The sequence below is a fragment of the Ralstonia sp. GX3-BWBA genome, assembly GCF_003290055.1.
GTDB classification, from domain to species: domain Bacteria; phylum Pseudomonadota; class Gammaproteobacteria; order Burkholderiales; family Burkholderiaceae; genus Ralstonia; species Ralstonia holmesii.
Genome location: NZ_QMKS01000008.1, coordinates 100,637 through 117,274, shown reverse-complemented (window position 1 = coordinate 117,274; position 16,638 = coordinate 100,637). Strand labels below are relative to the sequence as shown.

16 protein-coding genes are annotated in these 16,638 nt (G+C 63.7%); 12 read left to right on the top strand and 4 right to left on the bottom strand.

From position 1 onward, the window contains the following. Positions 1–23 precede the first annotated feature (23 nt). The 9 genes from DOD19_RS07415 (at position 24) to DOD19_RS07380 (ending at position 8,636) form a co-directional block, all read left to right on the top strand. On the top strand, positions 24–1,241 hold the full coding sequence (locus DOD19_RS07415; protein WP_112184910.1) for an MFS transporter: 1,218 nt from the start codon (positions 24–26) through the stop codon (positions 1,239–1,241). Further along, on the top strand, positions 1,238–1,366 hold the full coding sequence (locus DOD19_RS28145; protein WP_275426883.1) for a hypothetical protein: 129 nt from the start codon (positions 1,238–1,240) through the stop codon (positions 1,364–1,366). Before DOD19_RS07415 ends, DOD19_RS28145 begins: the two co-directional genes overlap by 4 nt. Positions 1,367–1,487: 121 nt before the next feature. Next, entirely contained in the window at positions 1,488–2,126 is a 639-nt protein-coding gene (gene queE / locus DOD19_RS07410; protein WP_024975728.1) for a 7-carboxy-7-deazaguanine synthase, read from the top strand. Between the two features lie 78 nt (positions 2,127–2,204). Further along, a complete protein-coding gene (gene queD / locus DOD19_RS07405) occupies positions 2,205–2,681 on the top strand; it encodes a 6-carboxytetrahydropterin synthase QueD (RefSeq protein ID WP_024975727.1) in 477 nt (158 codons plus the stop codon). A 17-nt stretch (positions 2,682–2,698) separates the two neighbouring features. Continuing rightward, positions 2,699–3,247 (top strand): tRNA adenosine(34) deaminase TadA, encoded by a 549-nt coding sequence (gene tadA, locus DOD19_RS07400; protein ID WP_112184935.1) that lies wholly within the window; start codon positions 2,699–2,701, stop codon positions 3,245–3,247. Next, positions 3,244–4,170, top strand: a complete 927-nt coding sequence (ldcA, locus tag DOD19_RS07395) for a muramoyltetrapeptide carboxypeptidase (protein WP_112184908.1) — start codon at positions 3,244–3,246, stop codon at positions 4,168–4,170. The genes tadA and ldcA overlap by 4 nt, the downstream gene beginning before the upstream one ends. A 110-nt stretch (positions 4,171–4,280) precedes the next feature. Then, positions 4,281–5,903, top strand: coding sequence for an ABC-F family ATPase (locus DOD19_RS07390; protein WP_024975724.1), 1,623 nt, complete (start codon positions 4,281–4,283; stop codon positions 5,901–5,903). Between the two features lie 242 nt (positions 5,904–6,145). Further along, on the top strand, positions 6,146–6,769 hold the full coding sequence (locus tag DOD19_RS07385; RefSeq protein WP_112184907.1) for a carboxymuconolactone decarboxylase family protein: 624 nt from the start codon (positions 6,146–6,148) through the stop codon (positions 6,767–6,769). A 319-nt stretch (positions 6,770–7,088) separates the two neighbouring features. Further along, positions 7,089–8,636 carry an acetyl-CoA hydrolase/transferase family protein gene (locus DOD19_RS07380; protein ID WP_024975722.1) on the top strand — a complete coding sequence of 516 codons (1,548 nt, stop codon included), beginning with the start codon at positions 7,089–7,091 and terminating at the stop codon, positions 8,634–8,636. Between the two features lie 17 nt (positions 8,637–8,653). Here the strand turns inward: DOD19_RS07380 and DOD19_RS07375 are convergent, their stop codons facing one another. Together DOD19_RS07375 and DOD19_RS07370 are read right to left on the bottom strand one after the other, a co-directional pair. Beyond that, positions 8,654–9,547 carry a LysR family transcriptional regulator gene (locus DOD19_RS07375; protein ID WP_024975721.1) on the bottom strand — a complete coding sequence of 298 codons (894 nt, stop codon included), beginning with the start codon at positions 9,545–9,547 and terminating at the stop codon, positions 8,654–8,656. Between the two features lie 169 nt (positions 9,548–9,716). Next, the gene (locus DOD19_RS07370) at positions 9,717–10,253 is read right to left on the bottom strand and encodes a hypothetical protein (protein WP_024975720.1); all 537 of its coding nucleotides are present in this window, start codon (positions 10,251–10,253) and stop codon (positions 9,717–9,719) included. Positions 10,254–10,404: 151 nt separating this feature from the next. Between DOD19_RS07370 and DOD19_RS07365 the strand changes: the two genes are divergently transcribed. Then, positions 10,405–11,841 (top strand): aldehyde dehydrogenase family protein, encoded by a 1,437-nt coding sequence (locus DOD19_RS07365; RefSeq protein WP_024975719.1) that lies wholly within the window; start codon positions 10,405–10,407, stop codon positions 11,839–11,841. A gap of 69 nt (positions 11,842–11,910) precedes the next feature. On the opposite strand, the gene DOD19_RS07360 is transcribed toward DOD19_RS07365, so the two are convergent. Both DOD19_RS07360 and DOD19_RS07355 read right to left on the bottom strand, forming a co-directional pair. Beyond that, the gene (locus DOD19_RS07360) at positions 11,911–12,144 is read right to left on the bottom strand and encodes a DUF1289 domain-containing protein (RefSeq protein ID WP_112184933.1); all 234 of its coding nucleotides are present in this window, start codon (positions 12,142–12,144) and stop codon (positions 11,911–11,913) included. A gap of 32 nt (positions 12,145–12,176) precedes the next feature. Next, the gene (locus tag DOD19_RS07355; RefSeq protein WP_112184905.1) at positions 12,177–14,078 is read right to left on the bottom strand and encodes a glycoside hydrolase family 15 protein; all 1,902 of its coding nucleotides are present in this window, start codon (positions 14,076–14,078) and stop codon (positions 12,177–12,179) included. 37 nt (positions 14,079–14,115) lie between these two features. Here DOD19_RS07355 and DOD19_RS07350 point away from each other — a divergent pair, with 37 nt between their 5' ends. Next, entirely contained in the window at positions 14,116–15,342 is a 1,227-nt protein-coding gene (locus tag DOD19_RS07350; protein WP_024975717.1) for a DUF2252 family protein, read from the top strand. Between the two features lie 65 nt (positions 15,343–15,407). Beyond that, on the top strand, positions 15,408–16,538 hold the full coding sequence (locus DOD19_RS07345; RefSeq protein ID WP_112184902.1) for a 3-deoxy-7-phosphoheptulonate synthase: 1,131 nt from the start codon (positions 15,408–15,410) through the stop codon (positions 16,536–16,538). Positions 16,539–16,638 lie beyond the last annotated feature (100 nt).

The window sequence follows — 16,638 nt, the reverse complement described above, 5'->3', positions numbered from 1 at the left end:
GTCACATCGGAGAAAAAACGCTCATGACATCGAAATCTCTCACCCAATCGCCCTGGTTGCCGGTACTGGCCGGCGGGGCGGTGATCGGCCTTGCGCTGGGCATTCGCCACGTGCAAGGCCTCTTCCTCGTGCCGGTCACCATGGATCACGGCTGGACACGCGAAACCTTCGGCCTGGCGATCGCGTTGCAGAACCTCATCTGGGGCGCGGCGCAGCCATTTGCTGGCATGCTGGCTGACCGCTACGGGGCAGCCAAAGTGGTCGTTGCGGGCATCGTGGCGTATGCGCTCGGTTTGCTGCTGATGGCACATGCCGGCACGCCGCTGGGTTTCACGCTGTCGGCGGGCGGGTTGATCGGGTTGGGGCTGTCAGGCACGTCGTTCGGCGTCGTGTATGGCGCAATCAGCCGATTGACGCCGCCTGAGCGGCGCAGTTGGGCGCTGGGCGTGGCCGGTGCGGTGGGCGGTGTCGGCCAGTTCGTGATGGTGCCGACCGCACAGGGCTTGCTGAGCACGGTCGGCTGGGTGACGGCGCTGGTGGTCATGGCTGTGGTCATGGCGATGTTCGTGCCGCTGGCCGCGCCGTTGCGCGAAAAAATCTCGACTGCCGCCGCACAGGAAGCACACCAGAGCATGGGCGCGGCCATTTGCGAGGCCTTTTCCCACCGCGGTTTCTGGCTGCTGAATCTCGGTTTTCTGACGTGCGGCTTCCAGCTCGCCTTTATCGGTGCGCACATGCCGGCGTACCTGCTCGACAAAGGGCTCGCCGGCCGACACGGCATGGTCGCACTGGCGCTGATTGCCGCCGCCAACATCATCGGCACGTATTACTGCGGCGCGCTGGGCGGGCTGTTCCGGCGCAAGTATCTGCTGTCGTTGCTGTACCTGATTCGCACGGCGGCGATTGCGCTGTTCATCCTGCTGCCGCTGTCGCCGGCAACCCTGTATGCGTTTGCCATCGTGATGGGCCTGCTATGGCTGGGCACGGTGCCGCTGACAAACGGGCTGCTGTCGCAGGTGTTCGGGGTGCGCTACATCGGCACGCTGTTCGGTTTCGTGTTCCTTGGCCACCAGATCGGCGCGTTCCTGGGCGTATGGTTGGGCGGCGTGGTGTACGACCACCTGCATTCCTACGACGCGATCTGGTTTGGCGCGATGGCGCTCGGCGTGGTGGCCGCGCTGCTGCACTGGCCGATCGACGATCGCCAACTCGCGCGCACGCCGGTGGCGCAACCGGCATGAACGCGCAGCTCAAACGATGGACGGCGTGGGCACTGGCGGCGGCCGGCGCCGCCTTCATTTTTGCGGCATGGCTCACGCCAGAGGGCGCTTTTTCCTTTGTGACGTTGGCGTCCTTCTGCGGGTAGGGCGGCGTAACAGCCCGATTTGTGAAACAATACCGGGTTAATCACTAGTGGGCACTGGTACGGTTTGCGCGGGAATAGCGTCGATTTTGCGGCGTTCTCCTGTGAATGCCACCGTTCAGACATGACTTACGCCGTTAAGGAAATTTTCTACACGCTGCAAGGCGAAGGTGCCAACACCGGCCGTGCAGCTGTCTTCTGCCGCTTTGCCGGCTGCAATCTCTGGAGTGGGCGCGAAGCCGATCGCGCCACTGCCGTCTGCCAATTCTGTGACACCGACTTCGTCGGCACGGACGGCACACAAGGCGGCAAATACACCACTGCCGATGCACTTGCCGATACCGTTGCCGCTGAATGGCCGGCCAACGCCGCGGGCGGCAAGCCGCTCGTCATCTGCACCGGCGGCGAGCCGCTGCTGCAACTGGACAAACCGCTGATCGACGCGCTGCACGCACGCGGCTTCGAAATCGCCATCGAGACCAACGGCACCATCGCCGTGCCGGAAGGCATCGACTGGGTGTGCGTGAGCCCCAAGATGGGCTCGGAACTCGTCGTCACGCGCGGCGACGAGCTGAAAGTGGTGATTCCGCAAGACGGACAGGATCTCGACGCATACGAACGGCTGGATTTCCAGCATTTCTTCCTGCAGGCCATGGACGGCCCGCTTGCCCGGCAGAATACGGCGCTCGCCGTTGAGCTGTGCCAGCGCCGGCCGCGCTGGCGCCTGTCGCTGCAAACCCATAAGATGCTGGGCATCCGCTAAGGCGGGCCGCAGCACTTTGTCCCCGGTTTTCTGCCGGTTCCAGCCGTTTCGCGGCGCCTGCTGCCGCCACCTTGCTCCATGACCAAGACCGTTTCCATCACGCGCCGGCTCGAATTCGACGCCGGCCATCGCATCCCGGGCCATGTCGGCCAGTGCCGCAACCTGCACGGGCATCGCTACCAGCTCGAACTCACGCTCACCGGCGAAGTCCTGCACAACGACAAGGCTGCCGACGACGGCATGATCCTCGACTTCGGCGACGTCAAACAGCTCGCCAACAAGCATCTCGTCGACCTGTGGGACCACGCTTTCCTCGTCTATCGCGGCGATACCAAGCTGGTCGAATTCCTGAACGATATGGAAGGCGGTCACAAGACCGTCGTGCTGAATGACGTGCCCACCGTCGAGAACCTCGCACAGGTCGCGTTCGACATTCTCGAGCCCGTGTTCCGCAACACGTTCGGGCACCATCTGCGCCTGTCCAAGCTCGTGCTGTACGAAACCCCGAATTGCTGGGCCGACGTGAAGCTCGCGCGTCCGCACGAGCAGGATTGACGATCTTCCCCGCACGCATGACGACGTCCCACGTTCTCGCGCCGCCTGCCGACATGTCCGCCCACGAGCGTGACGGCTACTGGATGCAGCAGGCCCTCGTGCAGGCCAAGTTCGCGTGGGGGCAGGGCGAAGTACCGGTGGGTGCCGTGGTCGTGCGCGGCAATGAGATCGTTGGGGTCGGTTACAACGCCCCGATCGGCACGCATGACCCCTCTGCGCATGCCGAGATGCGCGCCCTGCGCCAAGCCGCTGAACATCTCGGCAACTACCGCCTGCCCGACTGCGAAGTCTTCGTGACGCTGGAGCCCTGCGTGATGTGCGCCGGCGTCATGCTGCATGCTCGCGTGGCGCGCGTCGTGTATGGCGCGCCGGACCCCAAGACGGGCGCCGCCGGCAGCATCCTCGACCTGTTTGCAGAAACGCGGCTGAACCACCAGACCGCCATCACCGGCAGCGTGCTCGCGCAGGAATGCGGCGACATGCTGCGCGCCTTCTTCGCCGAGCGCCGAGCCAGTCAACGTGCGGCGCGCCTGGCTCCCACCGAACCTGACGAATCCGCCACATGACCACTGTCCGCCTGATTGCGCCTTCCGGTTATCCGAACGATGCGGCCATCGCCGAGCGCGGTGTGGCGGCGCTGGAAGCGCAGGGCTGCACGGTCGTCAACCGAGAGTGCCTGAGCCGGCAGCATCAGCGTTTTGCCGGTGGTGAACTCGCGCGGTTGGCTGACCTGAACCAGATCGGCGCGGGCAGCGGTCAGGAAATCGCCATGGCGATCCGCGGCGGTTACGGCCTCACGCGCCTGCTGGACCATATCGACTTCATCGACATCGGTCGTCGCGCGCAGGCCACTGACGCCATCATCGTTGGCCACAGCGATTTCACCGTGTTCTCATTGGCGTACCTGGCGGCCACGGGCGGCGTGACGTTTGCCGGACCGCACCTGTGTTCGGACTTCGGACTGGAGAAGGTCGACCCGTTCATGGTCGAGCACTTCTGGGGCATTTTGCGCAGCCCCACCTATGCGTTGCGCGTGGATGTGCCTCAACCCAGTGGCTGCGCGCGGCCCGGGCGCATTGCCGGTACGCTCTGGGGCGGCAATCTGGCCATGCTGTGCAGCCTGATCGGCACGCCGTATCTGCCAGAGATTCGCGACGGCATATTGTTTGTTGAGGACATCAACGAGCATCCGTACCGCGTGGAACGCATGCTGCTGCAATTGCAGCAGGCCGGCGTGCTCGATGCCCAGCAGGCGCTGGTACTGGGCGATTTTTCTGGCTATCGCACCACGCCGTACGACGCCGGCTACGATTTCGACGCCATGCGCGATTACTTGGCCGAACGCCTGTCGATTTCGGTCGTCACAGGCTTGCCATTCGGCCATTGCCCGACCAAGGCGACGCTGCCGATTGGCGCACAGGCCGAGCTGGATGTCGACGCCACGGGCTTTACGCTGCACTTGTCGGGGTATCCGACACTGAAGGCATAGCCCCCGGCCATCCCGGTCACGTCCGGGTGGTAAAATATTCGGTTCCCCAGATGGCGAACGGCCAAGTGCTTGCCGCGCCAGATCATCGCTTTCCAAATCAAGGTTTCCACGTGCTTTCCACCGCCAACATCACCATGCAGTTCGGGCCCAAGCCCTTGTTCGAGAACATCTCGGTCAAGTTTGGCGAGGGCAATCGCTATGGCCTGATCGGCGCCAACGGCTGCGGCAAGTCGACCTTCATGAAGATCCTGGGCGGCGATCTGGAGCCAAGCGCGGGCAACGTGATCCTGGAACCGGGCGTGCGCCTGGGCAAGCTGCGCCAGGACCAGTTCGCCTATGAAGACATGCGCGTGCTGGACGTGGTGATGATGGGCCACACCGAAATGTGGGCCGCCGCGCAGGAGCGCGATGCCATCTACGCGAACCCGGAAGCGACCGACGACGACTACATGAAGGCCGCCGACCTGGAGGCCAAGTACGCCGAATACGACGGCTACACCGCCGAATCGCGTGCGGGTGAACTGCTGATGGGCGTGGGCATTCCGACCGACCAGCACAACGGCACGATGAGCAACGTCGCGCCCGGCTGGAAGCTGCGCGTGCTGCTGGCGCAGGCGCTGTTCTCGAACCCGGACGTGCTGCTGCTGGACGAGCCGACCAACAACCTCGACATCAACACGATCCGCTGGCTGGAATCGGTGCTCAACGAGCGCAATTCCACCATGATCATCATTTCCCACGATCGCCACTTCCTGAACTCGGTCTGCACGCACATGGCCGACATGGACTACGGCACGCTCAAGGTCTACCCGGGCAATTACGACGACTACATGGAAGCCTCCATGCAGGCGCGTGAACGCCTGCAGGCTGCCAACGCGCGGGCCAAGGAACGCATCTCCGACCTGCAGGACTTCGTGCGCCGCTTCTCGGCCAACAAGTCCAAGGCCCGCCAGGCCACGTCGCGCCTGAAGATGATCGACAAGATCAAGGTGGAAGACATCAAACCGTCGTCGCGCCAGAACCCCTTCGTCCGTTTCGAGATGGAGAAGAAGCTGCACAACCTGGCGGTGGAAACCGACAACGCACGCAAGACGTACGACCGCAAGATTTTCGATGGCCTGACCATGGCCGTGCGCGCGGGCGAGCGGATTGCCATCATCGGTGAGAACGGCGCGGGCAAGACCACGTTGCTGCGCTGCCTGCTGAACGGCGCTGTGAAGACCGGCGTACAGCGCGGCATCGAGGTCGACGGCGGCGCCGTCAAGTGGGCCGAGAACGCCAATGTCGGCTACATGCCGCAGGACACCTACGAAGAATTCCCCGAAGACCGCGACCTGATGGACTGGATGAGCCAGTGGACGCAGGCCGGCGACGACGACCAATCGCTGCGTGGCACGATGGGCCGCTTGCTGTTCTCGGCCGACGACATCAAGAAGAGCGTGAAGGTGCTTTCCGGTGGCGAGAAGGGCCGCATGATCTGGGGCAAGCTGATGCTGGGCCGTCACAACGTTCTGGCACTGGACGAGCCGACCAACCACATGGACATGGAGTCCATTGAGTCGCTGCAGATCGCGCTGGACAAGTACGAAGGCACGCTGATCTTCGTGTCGCATGACCGCGAGCTGATTAGCGCGCTGGCCACGCGCGTGATCGAAGTGCGCCCGAACGGCACGCTCACCGACTACCTCGGCACCTACGACGAGTACCTGCAGAGCCAGGGAGTCGAAGTCTGAGCGCCGATCTTCAGCCGTAACCAAGGGGCCGCCGATGTGCGGCCTCTTTTTTTTGCGGCGGGCTTTGCAAGGCGAACGCGCGTTGTCCGATCCTGATCTGGCCTGCACGTGCCGCTTGCCAAGGCTGCGTTGACAGTACCTCCTCCCGATTCCAGAATGCCTTGGCCGAACGCCACACCTGCATCCCTGCCGCTGCGTTCAGCGCCAGCAAAGAACAATCAAAACATATGAGGAGACTCACGTTGAAAAACGTACTGAGGTTACTGTCGACAGCCGCACTTGTGCTGATGACGTCTGCCCACGCAGCAGAGCGCCTGCCAACCATTCCGCCGGACAAATACGACGCCGAACAGGCCAAGGCAGCGCAAGACTTTCAGGCTGCGCGCAAGGTGCCTGTATTCGGGCCTTTCGAGCCACTGATGCATAGCCCGGAGGTGATGAGCCAGACCCGGGCAATGGGCGACTATCTGCGATATCACTCCGCCATTGGCAACACGTTGAGCGAATTGGTCATCCTCGTCACTGCGCGGGAGTGGAGCCAGGATTACGAGTGGTACGTGCACCATCCGATCGCCCTGAAGGCCGGCATCAAACCGAGTATTGCCGATGCGATTGCCGATGGCCGCCGCCCCACCGGGATGAGTGAGGACGAGGAGATCGTCTATGACTTCACGACCGAACTGATCCGCAACAAGCGCGTGGCCGACGGGACCTATGCCCGGGCGGAAAAGCGGTTCGGCAACAAGGGCATCGTAGACATGACCGGTATCTGCGGTTACTACACGCTGCTCGCCATGGAAATGAACGTGGCGCAGTATCCGGTGCCGAAAAAAGCCGCCAAGCTCGCGCGTTTCCCGGAGCCCTGACCGACGTGCCGCCGAGCGAGGACTACGCACAGCTTTGATGCCGCGTATGGTGAGCATCGATTCTTTGCTGTAACTACGGGCCGCCCATGTGCGGCCCTTTGCTTTTGGTGTTCACCGCAAGCGGCAGACGCGCCACCAAAGTCGGCCATTTATGAAAAAACCGACTGGATTCCATGATTTTTTATCGCCATCGGAATTCATTGCCGTCGCTACACTGGGCTGCATATCACAGTGAACAGGCCGAGACCTGCGGACGAGGCGTCACGCATCACACCAAGAAGCGCCAAACGCAGGCCCGGCGAAGTACCCAGGAGACGAAATGACCTCTGATATCGGCGGCCGCATTCGGTTGCAATCCCTGTTGGACAAAGTGGTGTCTGCGGACGAAGCCGCAGCCGTGATCCGCGATGGCATGACGGTCGGCATGAGCGGTTTCACCCGTGCCGGCGACTGCAAAGCCGTGCCGTTTGCCCTGGCCCGGCGTGCTGCGCACGAGCCGCTGCGTATTACCTTGATGACCGGTGCCTCGCTGGGCAACGACATCGACAAGGTGCTGGCCGAAGCCGATGTGATTGCCCGCCGCCTGCCGTTCCAGGCCGATGCCACGCTACGGCGCAAGATCAACGCAGGCGAGGTCATGTTCATTGACCAGCACCTGTCGGAAACCGTCGAGCAGTTGCGTTCACGGCAGATTGCACCGCTGGATGTGGCGGTTGTCGAAGCCACAGCCATCACCGAGAACGGCGGCATCGTGCCGACCACGTCGGTGGGCAATTCCGCAAGTTTTGCGGTGCTGGCGAAACAGGTGATCGTCGAGATCAACCTGAACATGCCCGCCAATCTGGAAGGACTGCACGACATCTTCTTCCCGGTGCAGCGGCCCCATCGTCAGCCGATTCCGCTCATTGCACCGGAGCAACGCATCGGCCTGCCGTATATCCCGATCGATCCGCGCAAGATCGCGGCCATCGTCATCACGGGGCAGGATGACAGCCCGTCCAACGTGTTGCCGCCCGATGCCGAGACCAACGCCATCGCCGGGCACCTGAATGCGTTCCTGGCGCGCGAGGTGCGCACGGGCCGTCTCTCGCCCACGCTGCAGCCGCTGCAGGCGGGTATCGGAACCATCTCCAACGCCGTCCTGCATGGCTTCATCGACTCGCCGTTCCATGACCTCAAGATGTATTCGGAGGTCTTGCAGGACAGCTCCATCGAGCTGCTCGACTCGGGCAAGCTGGCGTTTGCCTCGGCTTCGTCGATCACGCTGTCGCGCCCGGTCTACAAGCGGTTCCTGACGGAACTTGAGCGCTACAAGACGCGCGTGGTTCTGCGGCCGCAGGAGATCAGCAACCACCCGGAAGTGATCCGCCGGCTGGGTCTGATCACCATCAATACCGCGCTGGAATGCGATATCTACGGTAACGTCAATTCGACGCACGTGGGCGGCACGCACATGATGAACGGCATCGGAGGCTCGGGCGACTTTGCGCGCAACGCGCATCTGTCGGTTTTCGTGACCAAGTCGTTGGCCAAGGACGGCGATATTTCGAGCATCGTTCCGATGGTCTCGCATGTGGACCACACCGAGCACGACGTCGACATCATCGTCACCGAACATGGGTTGGCCGATCTGCGAGGGCTGGCGCCGCGCGAGCGTGCTGTCCAGATCATCGGCAACTGTGCTGATCCTCGCTACCGCGAGCTGCTGCGCGACTACGTTGTGCGCGCGCAGCGGCGCGGCGGGCATACCCCGCATCTGCTGGAAGAGGCGCTGGCCTGGCATGTGCGCTTTCGCGATCAGGGTTCGATGGCCCCGGCAGGTTCTACGGATGAGAACCTGCTTCCGGAACCCGTTCTCAGCGCTTGAGGCGTGGGCGCCGCTACTCAGGCGCCCAGCACTTCCTCGCACGTCGCGAGCCACGCACGGGCGGCGTGGGAAAGATAGCGGCCCGGCGACCACAGGTGCGCAAGCGCCCAATCCATGTCGGGAGCGGTCAGGCGTGCCACGGCCAGCTTGTCGCGGTTCGCAAGATTGGCCACCAGCGGCTGTGGCAAGAAAGTCGTGCCCAGTCCCGCAGCCGCCATCGAGGCGAGGAATTCCCAGTGCCCGCTCTGTGCAGCAATGTGCGGCTCGATGCGGGCTTCAAGAAAGGCCTGCCGCAGCTTGCGCGTGAGCGAGAAATCTTCAGCCAGCAACAGCAGCGGTTCGTCTCGCAGTGCCGAGAGGCTGACGGTCTTGCCCTTGGCCCATTTCGCTTTGCGCGGTCCCACCACCCAGATCGGATACTTTGCAAACTGCCGCGTAGCGAGTTCGAGGCCGCTGTCGCCGGGCAGAACCGTGGCGCCGACCTCCAGTTCGCCGTTGGCCACCTGCTGTTCCACCGTCTTGCCGCCGTACTCGGCCAGGTTCAGCGCCAGATTGGGATAACGCTGCCGAAATGCGCTTACGACGGGCGAGAAGAACAGGTTCACCATCGGCGGGATGCCGACCGTGAGTTCGCCCCGTCCAAGCGAAGACAGGTCAGCCACTTCAAGCGTCAGCCTGTGCACCACACCGAGCGTTTCCTGGCCGCGCGCGTACACGACACGGCCCACGTCGGTGAGCCGCACCTGCCTGCCTTCACGGATCAGCAGCGGCTGCCCAACCTCGTTTTCCAACTGACGCACCATCTTGCTGATGGTGGACTGTGTCACCGAGAGCGAACTCGCCGCCTGCGTGAAGCTCTGCAGCCGCGCGGTTTCGACGAAGTAACGAAGGGCTCGGATATCGATGGGCATGGGCGGTCCTCTGCCATGAAGCACGCGAATGGGATTCGCCATGGTAATGAAGTTTTCCCATTCCGCGACGCGGTGATCTCGAAATCTGATGGACGCTCGCATTCAACGGCGCTCGACAAAAAAGGCGGCTCACGCGACCGCCTTTCATGCAAGCCAGGATGCGTTGCTCTCAGCCTGTTGCCTCGTCGATCAGCAGATCGAGCTGGGCGATCACGTTGCTGGTCTCGGGCTCGCCGCGTGTTTTGCTGAGCGCGGTCTTGAGCGTGTCGCGCAGGGCGACGAGTTCGGCGATGTTGCCCGCTTTCTCCACTTTCATCTCAAGCAGATAGCCGCGCAGGCCGAGATACCGGCTGATGGTTTCGGTATAGAAGCGGTAAAGGCGTTGATAGCCTTCGGCGGCCGGCTCTTTTGAAGTGGCTGCAGATGCGGGGGACGCCGCCTCTGCCGTTGCCGCAGATGCGGTGGCCGGTGCCGCCTTCACGGTCGTGGCTCCGGGCGCGTGCGTACGGATATACCCGGCGTTCTCGAGCTCGTCGAACACGGCTTGCGTCATGCCCAGAGGTTGCAGCTGGACGAGGATGTCGTCGCAGGTTTTTTCGCCGTTGATCATCAGAAGGACCGCGCGGTGACGCTGGTCAAGGTGATTCGCACGTGTGCGGATCTCGTCCTGACCTTTTTCGGTCTTCTGGTAGATGGTGGTGGTCATGCTGTCTCCCTCGGCCGGCGCGTCTGCAGCGCGCGCTCTGCTGGCTCTACAATAGACCGATCATAACCGCCCGGGGGTGACGTGGGCCTCAGTCGCAACCCGGATAGCACAACGCGCAAATCGCGCATCCACCAGAGCGAGACGACCAACGATGCAGCAACGCGACAAGCTTTTCATCAATGGCAAGTGGGTGGCGCCGCAGGGCAAGGGCGTCATTGAAGTGATTCATTCGGCCACTGAAGCCGTGATGGGAACCATTCCCGAAGGCAGCGCGGCCGATGCGGAAGCCGCCGTGGCAGCGGCGCGCGCCGCATTTGATGACTGGGCTGCCACGCCCGTGGCCAAGCGTGCCGAATACATCCAGAAGATTGCCGACGGCCTGCAGGCCCGCAGCGAAGAGCTGGCGCAGTTGATTGCCGGCGAAGTCGGCATGCCGATCAAGCTGGCGCGCGCCATCCAGGTGGGCGGCCCAGTCTATAACTGGGGCAATTTCGCCAAGCTGCTCAGCACGTTCGAGTTTGAAGAGCACGTTGGCAATTCGCTGGTGGTGCGCGAGCCGGTGGGTGTGGTGGGCGCCATCACGCCGTGGAACTACCCACTCAATCAGATCACGCTGAAGGTCGCACCCGCGCTGGCCGCCGGTTGCACGGTGGTGCTCAAGCCGTCGGAAGTGGCGCCGCTCAACGCCTTCGTGCTGGCGGAAGTCATTGAAGAAGCCGGTCTGCCGCCGGGCGTGTTCAACCTTGTCACGGGTTATGGCCCGGTGGTGGGCGAGGTGCTCGCAAGTGATCCGGATGTCGACATGGTGTCGTTCACGGGCTCGACGCGTGCAGGTAAGCGCGTGGCCGAACTGGCATCGCAGTCGGTCAAGCGCGTGGCGCTGGAGCTGGGCGGCAAGTCGGCCTCGGTGATCCTGGATGATGCGGACCTGGCATCGGCGGTCAAGGGCACGTTGTCGGCGTGTTTCCTGAACTCTGGGCAAACGTGCTCGGCGCACACACGCATGCTGGTGCCGCGCGCGAAGTATGACGAGGTGAAGGCGCTGGCCGCGCAGTTTGCCGCCGCGTACGTGCCGGGCGATCCGGCGCACGAAAACACGCGCCTCGGGCCGCTCATTTCTGCCGTGCAGCGCGACCGCGTGCTGGGCTACATCCGCAAGGGCTTGGAAGAGGGCGCCGAACTCATTACCGGTGGAGCGGAGACGCCGGAAGGCCTGTCCACTGGTTTCTTTGTCAAGCCGACGGTGCTCGGTAACGTCAAGACGACTGACACCGTGGCGCGCGAAGAAATCTTCGGCCCCGTGCTGACCGTGATCTGCTACGACGACGAGGAAGAGGCCGTCCGCATTGCCAACGACAGCATCTACGGCCTGGGCGGCGGCGTGTGGTCGGGCGACGAGGCGCGGGCGATTCGTGTGGCGCGGCGCATCCGCACGGGGCAGGTCAATATCAACGGCGGGCCGTTCAACATGCAGGCGCCGTTTGGCGGCTACAAGCAGTCCGGCCACGGGCGCGAGAACGGCAAGTACGGCCTGGAGGAGTTCCTGGAGTACAAGGCGATGCAGCTCAATCCTGCGAAGACGGCCTGATCGGCTGAGCGTGCCGCACCAATGAAAAACCCGGCTTCGGCCGGGTTTTTTGCGTTTGATGCGTTGCGCCTACTTGCGGCTGCCATCTGGGTTGTAGCCCTGGGCGGTGCCTTCGGCAAGGATGCGCGTCCAGACCGTGTTGCGTTCTTCGTCCGTCATGAACACCCAGTTGCTGACCTCAAGCTGCGTGCGCCCGCAGCCTTGGCAGACCTCGTCGAAGAGCGTTGAGCAGATGCCGATGCAGGGACTGTCTGGGCGGCCCAGCAGGGTGCTGTCGGAAGCACTGGTTGCGTCGTCTGGCATGGGGCTGAATGCGGTCGATTCGGTCATGGCCGCTATTTTACCGGCTTTGGCCGCTCGTCAGCCTCGCGGCGAACCGGCTCGCCCGTGCGCTGGCTGACGTGATCCGCCGCGGCAGATAGCGCCAGTGCTGAATTCACGAGCGCGATATGCGAAAACGCTTGCGGGAAGTTGCCAACCAGCCGTTTCACGCGCGGGTCGTATTCTTCGGCCAGCAGGCCGACGTCGTTGCGCAGTGCCAGCAGCTTGGTGAAGAGCGCGCGAGCCTCGTCATGGCGGCCTTGCATGACGAGGTTGTCGACATACCAGAAGCTGCAGGCGAGAAATACGCCTTCGCCCTGGGGCAGGCCATCGGTTACGGCTTCGGTGCGGTAGCGGCGCACGAGGCCATCAACGAGCAGGTCTTCTTCGATGGCCTTGACCGTGCCCTGGATGCGCGGGTCAGACGCCGGCAGAAAGCCGACGAGCGGCAGCATCAGAAGCGCGGCATCCAGCTCATCGCCACCGTAGCTCTGCACGAAGCAGCCGCGCGTGGCGTTGTAGCCGTGGGCGCAGACTTCCGCGTGGATGCGATCGCGCACGGCGCGCCAGCGCTCTACGGGGCCATCCACGTTGAATTGCTCGATGGTTTTGACGGCGCGGTCGAATGCGACCCATGCCATGACCTTGGAATGCGTGAAATGGCGCGAGGGGCCACGGACCTCCCAGATGCCTTCGTCGGGCGTCTGCCAGATGTTTTCCAGATGCGTCATCAGCGCGGCCTGCAAGCGCCACGAGGCTTCGTCGCCATCCAGGCCGCCTTTGCGGGCGATGAAGAGGGCGTCCATCAGTTCGCCGTAGACGTCGAGCTGGAGTTGCATCGCGGCCGCATTGCCCACGCGCACGGGTTGCGCGCCTTCGTAGCCGGGGAGCCAGGGAACCGTCCACTCGCCCAGGCGCCGTTCGCCGGCAATGCCATACATGATCTGCACCTGTGCCGGGCTGCCGGCGATTGCGCGTTCGAGCCATTGTCGCCAGGAGCGTGCCTCGTTGTAGTAGCCCGCGTTCATGAGCGCGAGCAGCGTAAGGGTGGCGTCACGCAGCCAGCAGTAGCGGTAGTCCCAGTTGCGCACGCCGCCGAGCTGTTCAGGCAGCGACGTTGTGGGGGCGGCCACGACGCCGCCGGTGCGGTGATACGTCAGTGCCTTGAGCGTGATGAGCGAGCGTTCGACGGCTTCTGTCCATTGGCCTGCACCGTGGCAGCGGCCAGACCACGCACGCCAGCGCGCCTCGATGTCGACCTGGGCTTCAAGCGCATCAATCGATGCCGGTAATGGCAGATGCGAGGGCGAATGCGTGAGCACAAATGGCACCGCTTCACCTTCGCGTACGGTGAAATCCGCGACGGTGGAGAGGTTCTCGCCACGGATCGGGGCAGGGGTGCGCAGCGTCGTCATGTTGGGTCCGGCCACGGCCCGGAGCACGCAATCGGACATGTCGCACGGGCCGTCAGCCGGCGCCCCCGTGACTTCGGACACGCGGCTGACCCACGGTATCGACGTGCCGTAGTCGAACCGCAGCGTGAGGTCCATGCGCACGTCGACGGTGCCAGAGAGCCCCCGCACGATACGGATGAGGTCCGAGGTGTCGTCCCGGGCGCTGGCGGGGCCCGGCAGGCGGGCGGTCATCAGGTCGGTCACGCTGGCGGAACCGGTGTCGGTCTCGAATACGGTTTCCAGCACGAGCGTGCCAGGCAGGTAGCGCCGGCGCGTGGCACGAGCCTCGCTTTGTGGCGCGATGCGCCATCGGCCGTGGTCCGGCGTGCCGAGCAGCGCGGCAAAACAAGCGCCTGAATCGAACCGCGGCCAGCACAGCCAATCGATGGACCCGTCGCGCGAAACCAGTGCCGCGGTTTCGCAATCGCCAATCAACGCGTAATCTTCGATTTTCGAGGGCATTGCGCTCCACTCCAAGCACTTCAACGAGGCCGTGACCATGCATGACAGCACCCGCATCCTGCTTGAATACAACGCCGGGCGTGATCCGGAAAGACTCACCCGCAAGCTGGATGCCATCGCCGCCGACCCGTTTTCATTCTTTCGCGGCACCAACAACCTGTATGCCGCGTCGCTGGCCGATGCTGCGCTGCTGCACGACGCGCCCCGCACGCTCGTCTGCGGTGACCTGCACCTTGAAAACTTCGGCAGCTTCAAGGGCGACAACGGCCTCGTCTACTTCGACATGAACGACTTTGACGAAGCGCTGGCGGCACCGTTCACGGTCGATCTGGTGCGGGTGCTGTCCAGCCTGCAGGTGGCGTCCTTCAGCTGGAAACTGGCCGATGAAGACGCTCACAACCTGTGCCGGCGCTTTCTCGACACCTATGCGGCCGCGCTGGTTGACGGTAAGCCGCGCTGGGTCGAGCGGGCGACCGCCACGGGCATCGTGCGCGATCTGCTGCGTGCCTTGCGCAAGCGCAACCGTGCGGCCTACCTGGCGCAGCGCACCGTGCGCAGCGGCAACCGCATCTCGCTGCGCATTGACGGGCGCCGCACATTGCGTGCCAGCAAGGACGAGGCCCGCCGCGCACGGCGCATCCTCCAGGCGTATGGCCAGCAGGGCAACGGTCAGCGTTTCATTGCCATCGACGTCGCCCGGCGGATTGCCGGTACAGGCAGTCTCGGGCTTGAGCGCTATTCAGTGCTCGCCCGCCCGGAAAACGACCCCGCCACGCTGCGCCTGATCGACATCAAGCTCTCCATCCCAAGTGTCTGGGACGATGTGCTGGGCAGCGCCTGCAGCGTAGCCCCTTGGCGTAGCGAGGCAGGGCGCGTTGTCGATATCCAGCGCATTTCGCAGGCCATTTCGCCAGCACTGCTGCGCGGCGTTGTCTACGGCGCCAAGGGTGAGAAACCGAAGTCGTACGTCGTCAAAAGCCTGCAACCGACCGCCGATCGCGTCGCGCTAGGCTCGGGCAAGAACGTGGTCGCCAACCTGGACGATGCACTGCAGACCATGGCTCGCGTGGCAGCGTGGTGCCATCTGCGCGGCTGCGGCCGGCATGGAACGGATCTCGTGGAAAAGGTGCAGGACTACGCGGCCGGCACGGCATGGCGCAAATCGGCCCTGAAGCTGGCGGCGCATGGCAAAGACGTGTCGCTCAAGCAATGGGCTGAGTTTGCTGAGGACTATCGTCAAGCGCGCGGTGGCAAGGCCGCTTAAGTGCGCGATGGCGCGCCATTGACGTCAGGCGCGCGATTCATATTTGAAGTCCCTCGGAGATCACAATGAAGAACCTCGACAATCCATCACATGATCGCGAGGTGGGCGTCGCCGACGCGACGCAAGACACGACGCGCATCGACGACACCCGCATCGGCGCGGTGCGTCCGCTTATTTCCCCGGCGCTGCTGCTGGATGAGCTGCCGGTGCCGGCCGATACGCAGACGCTCGTCGAAGACACCCGACGGGCCATCGGCAACATCCTGCACGGCCGCGACGACCGGCTGCTGCTCATCGTCGGGCCGTGCTCGATCCACGATCACGACCAGGCGCTCGATTACGCGCGCCGCCTCAAGGCTGCGGCTGATGCACTGAAGGACGACCTGCTGATCGTGATGCGCGTCTACTTTGAGAAGCCGCGCACGACGGTCGGTTGGAAGGGGTACATCAACGACCCGCGCCTGGACGGCAGCTTCCGTATCAATGAAGGGCTGCGCGCTGCGCGGCAACTGCTGCTCGACGTCAACGCGCTCGGTCTGCCTGCCGCGACGGAATTTCTTGATCTGCTGAGCCCGCAATACATCGCGGACCTCATCGCGTGGGGCGCGATCGGCGCGCGCACGACGGAAAGCCAGAGCCATCGACAGCTCGCGTCGGGCCTGAGTTGCCCGATCGGTTTCAAGAACGGCACCGACGGCGGCGTGCAGGTTGCGTCGGACGCAATCATTGCGGCGCGCGCCAGCCATGCGTTCATGGGCATGACCAAGATGGGCATGGCCGCGATCTTCGAGACGCGCGGCAATGACGACGCGCACGTGATCCTGCGCGGCGGCAAGAGCGGGCCGAACTACGACAGCGCGCACATCGAGGCGACCTGCGCGGCGCTGCGCGCGGCAAAGTTGCGTGAACAGGTGATGGTCGACTGCTCGCACGCGAATTCAAACAAATCGCATGAACGGCAGATCGAGGTTGCGCAGGATCTCGCGCGGCAGTTGTCGCAGGGGGAGCACCGGATCGTCGGCGTGATGGTCGAAAGCCACCTCGAAGCGGGCCGCCAAGATCTGAAGCCGGATGTGCCGCTCAAGTACGGCGTGTCGATCACCGACGCGTGCCTGAGCTGGACGCAGACTGAGCCAGTGCTCGACATACTCGCTGAGGCTGTGCGGCATCGGCGCGCGTATTCGTACGACGGGTGATGTGATGGCGGCAGGTTCAGGGTTGTCGCCTTGTACCTATTGCTGATGTAGCTCTGCGCCTCACTCGCCGTTTCCATGATGGCCAGCCGCCGCACATTCG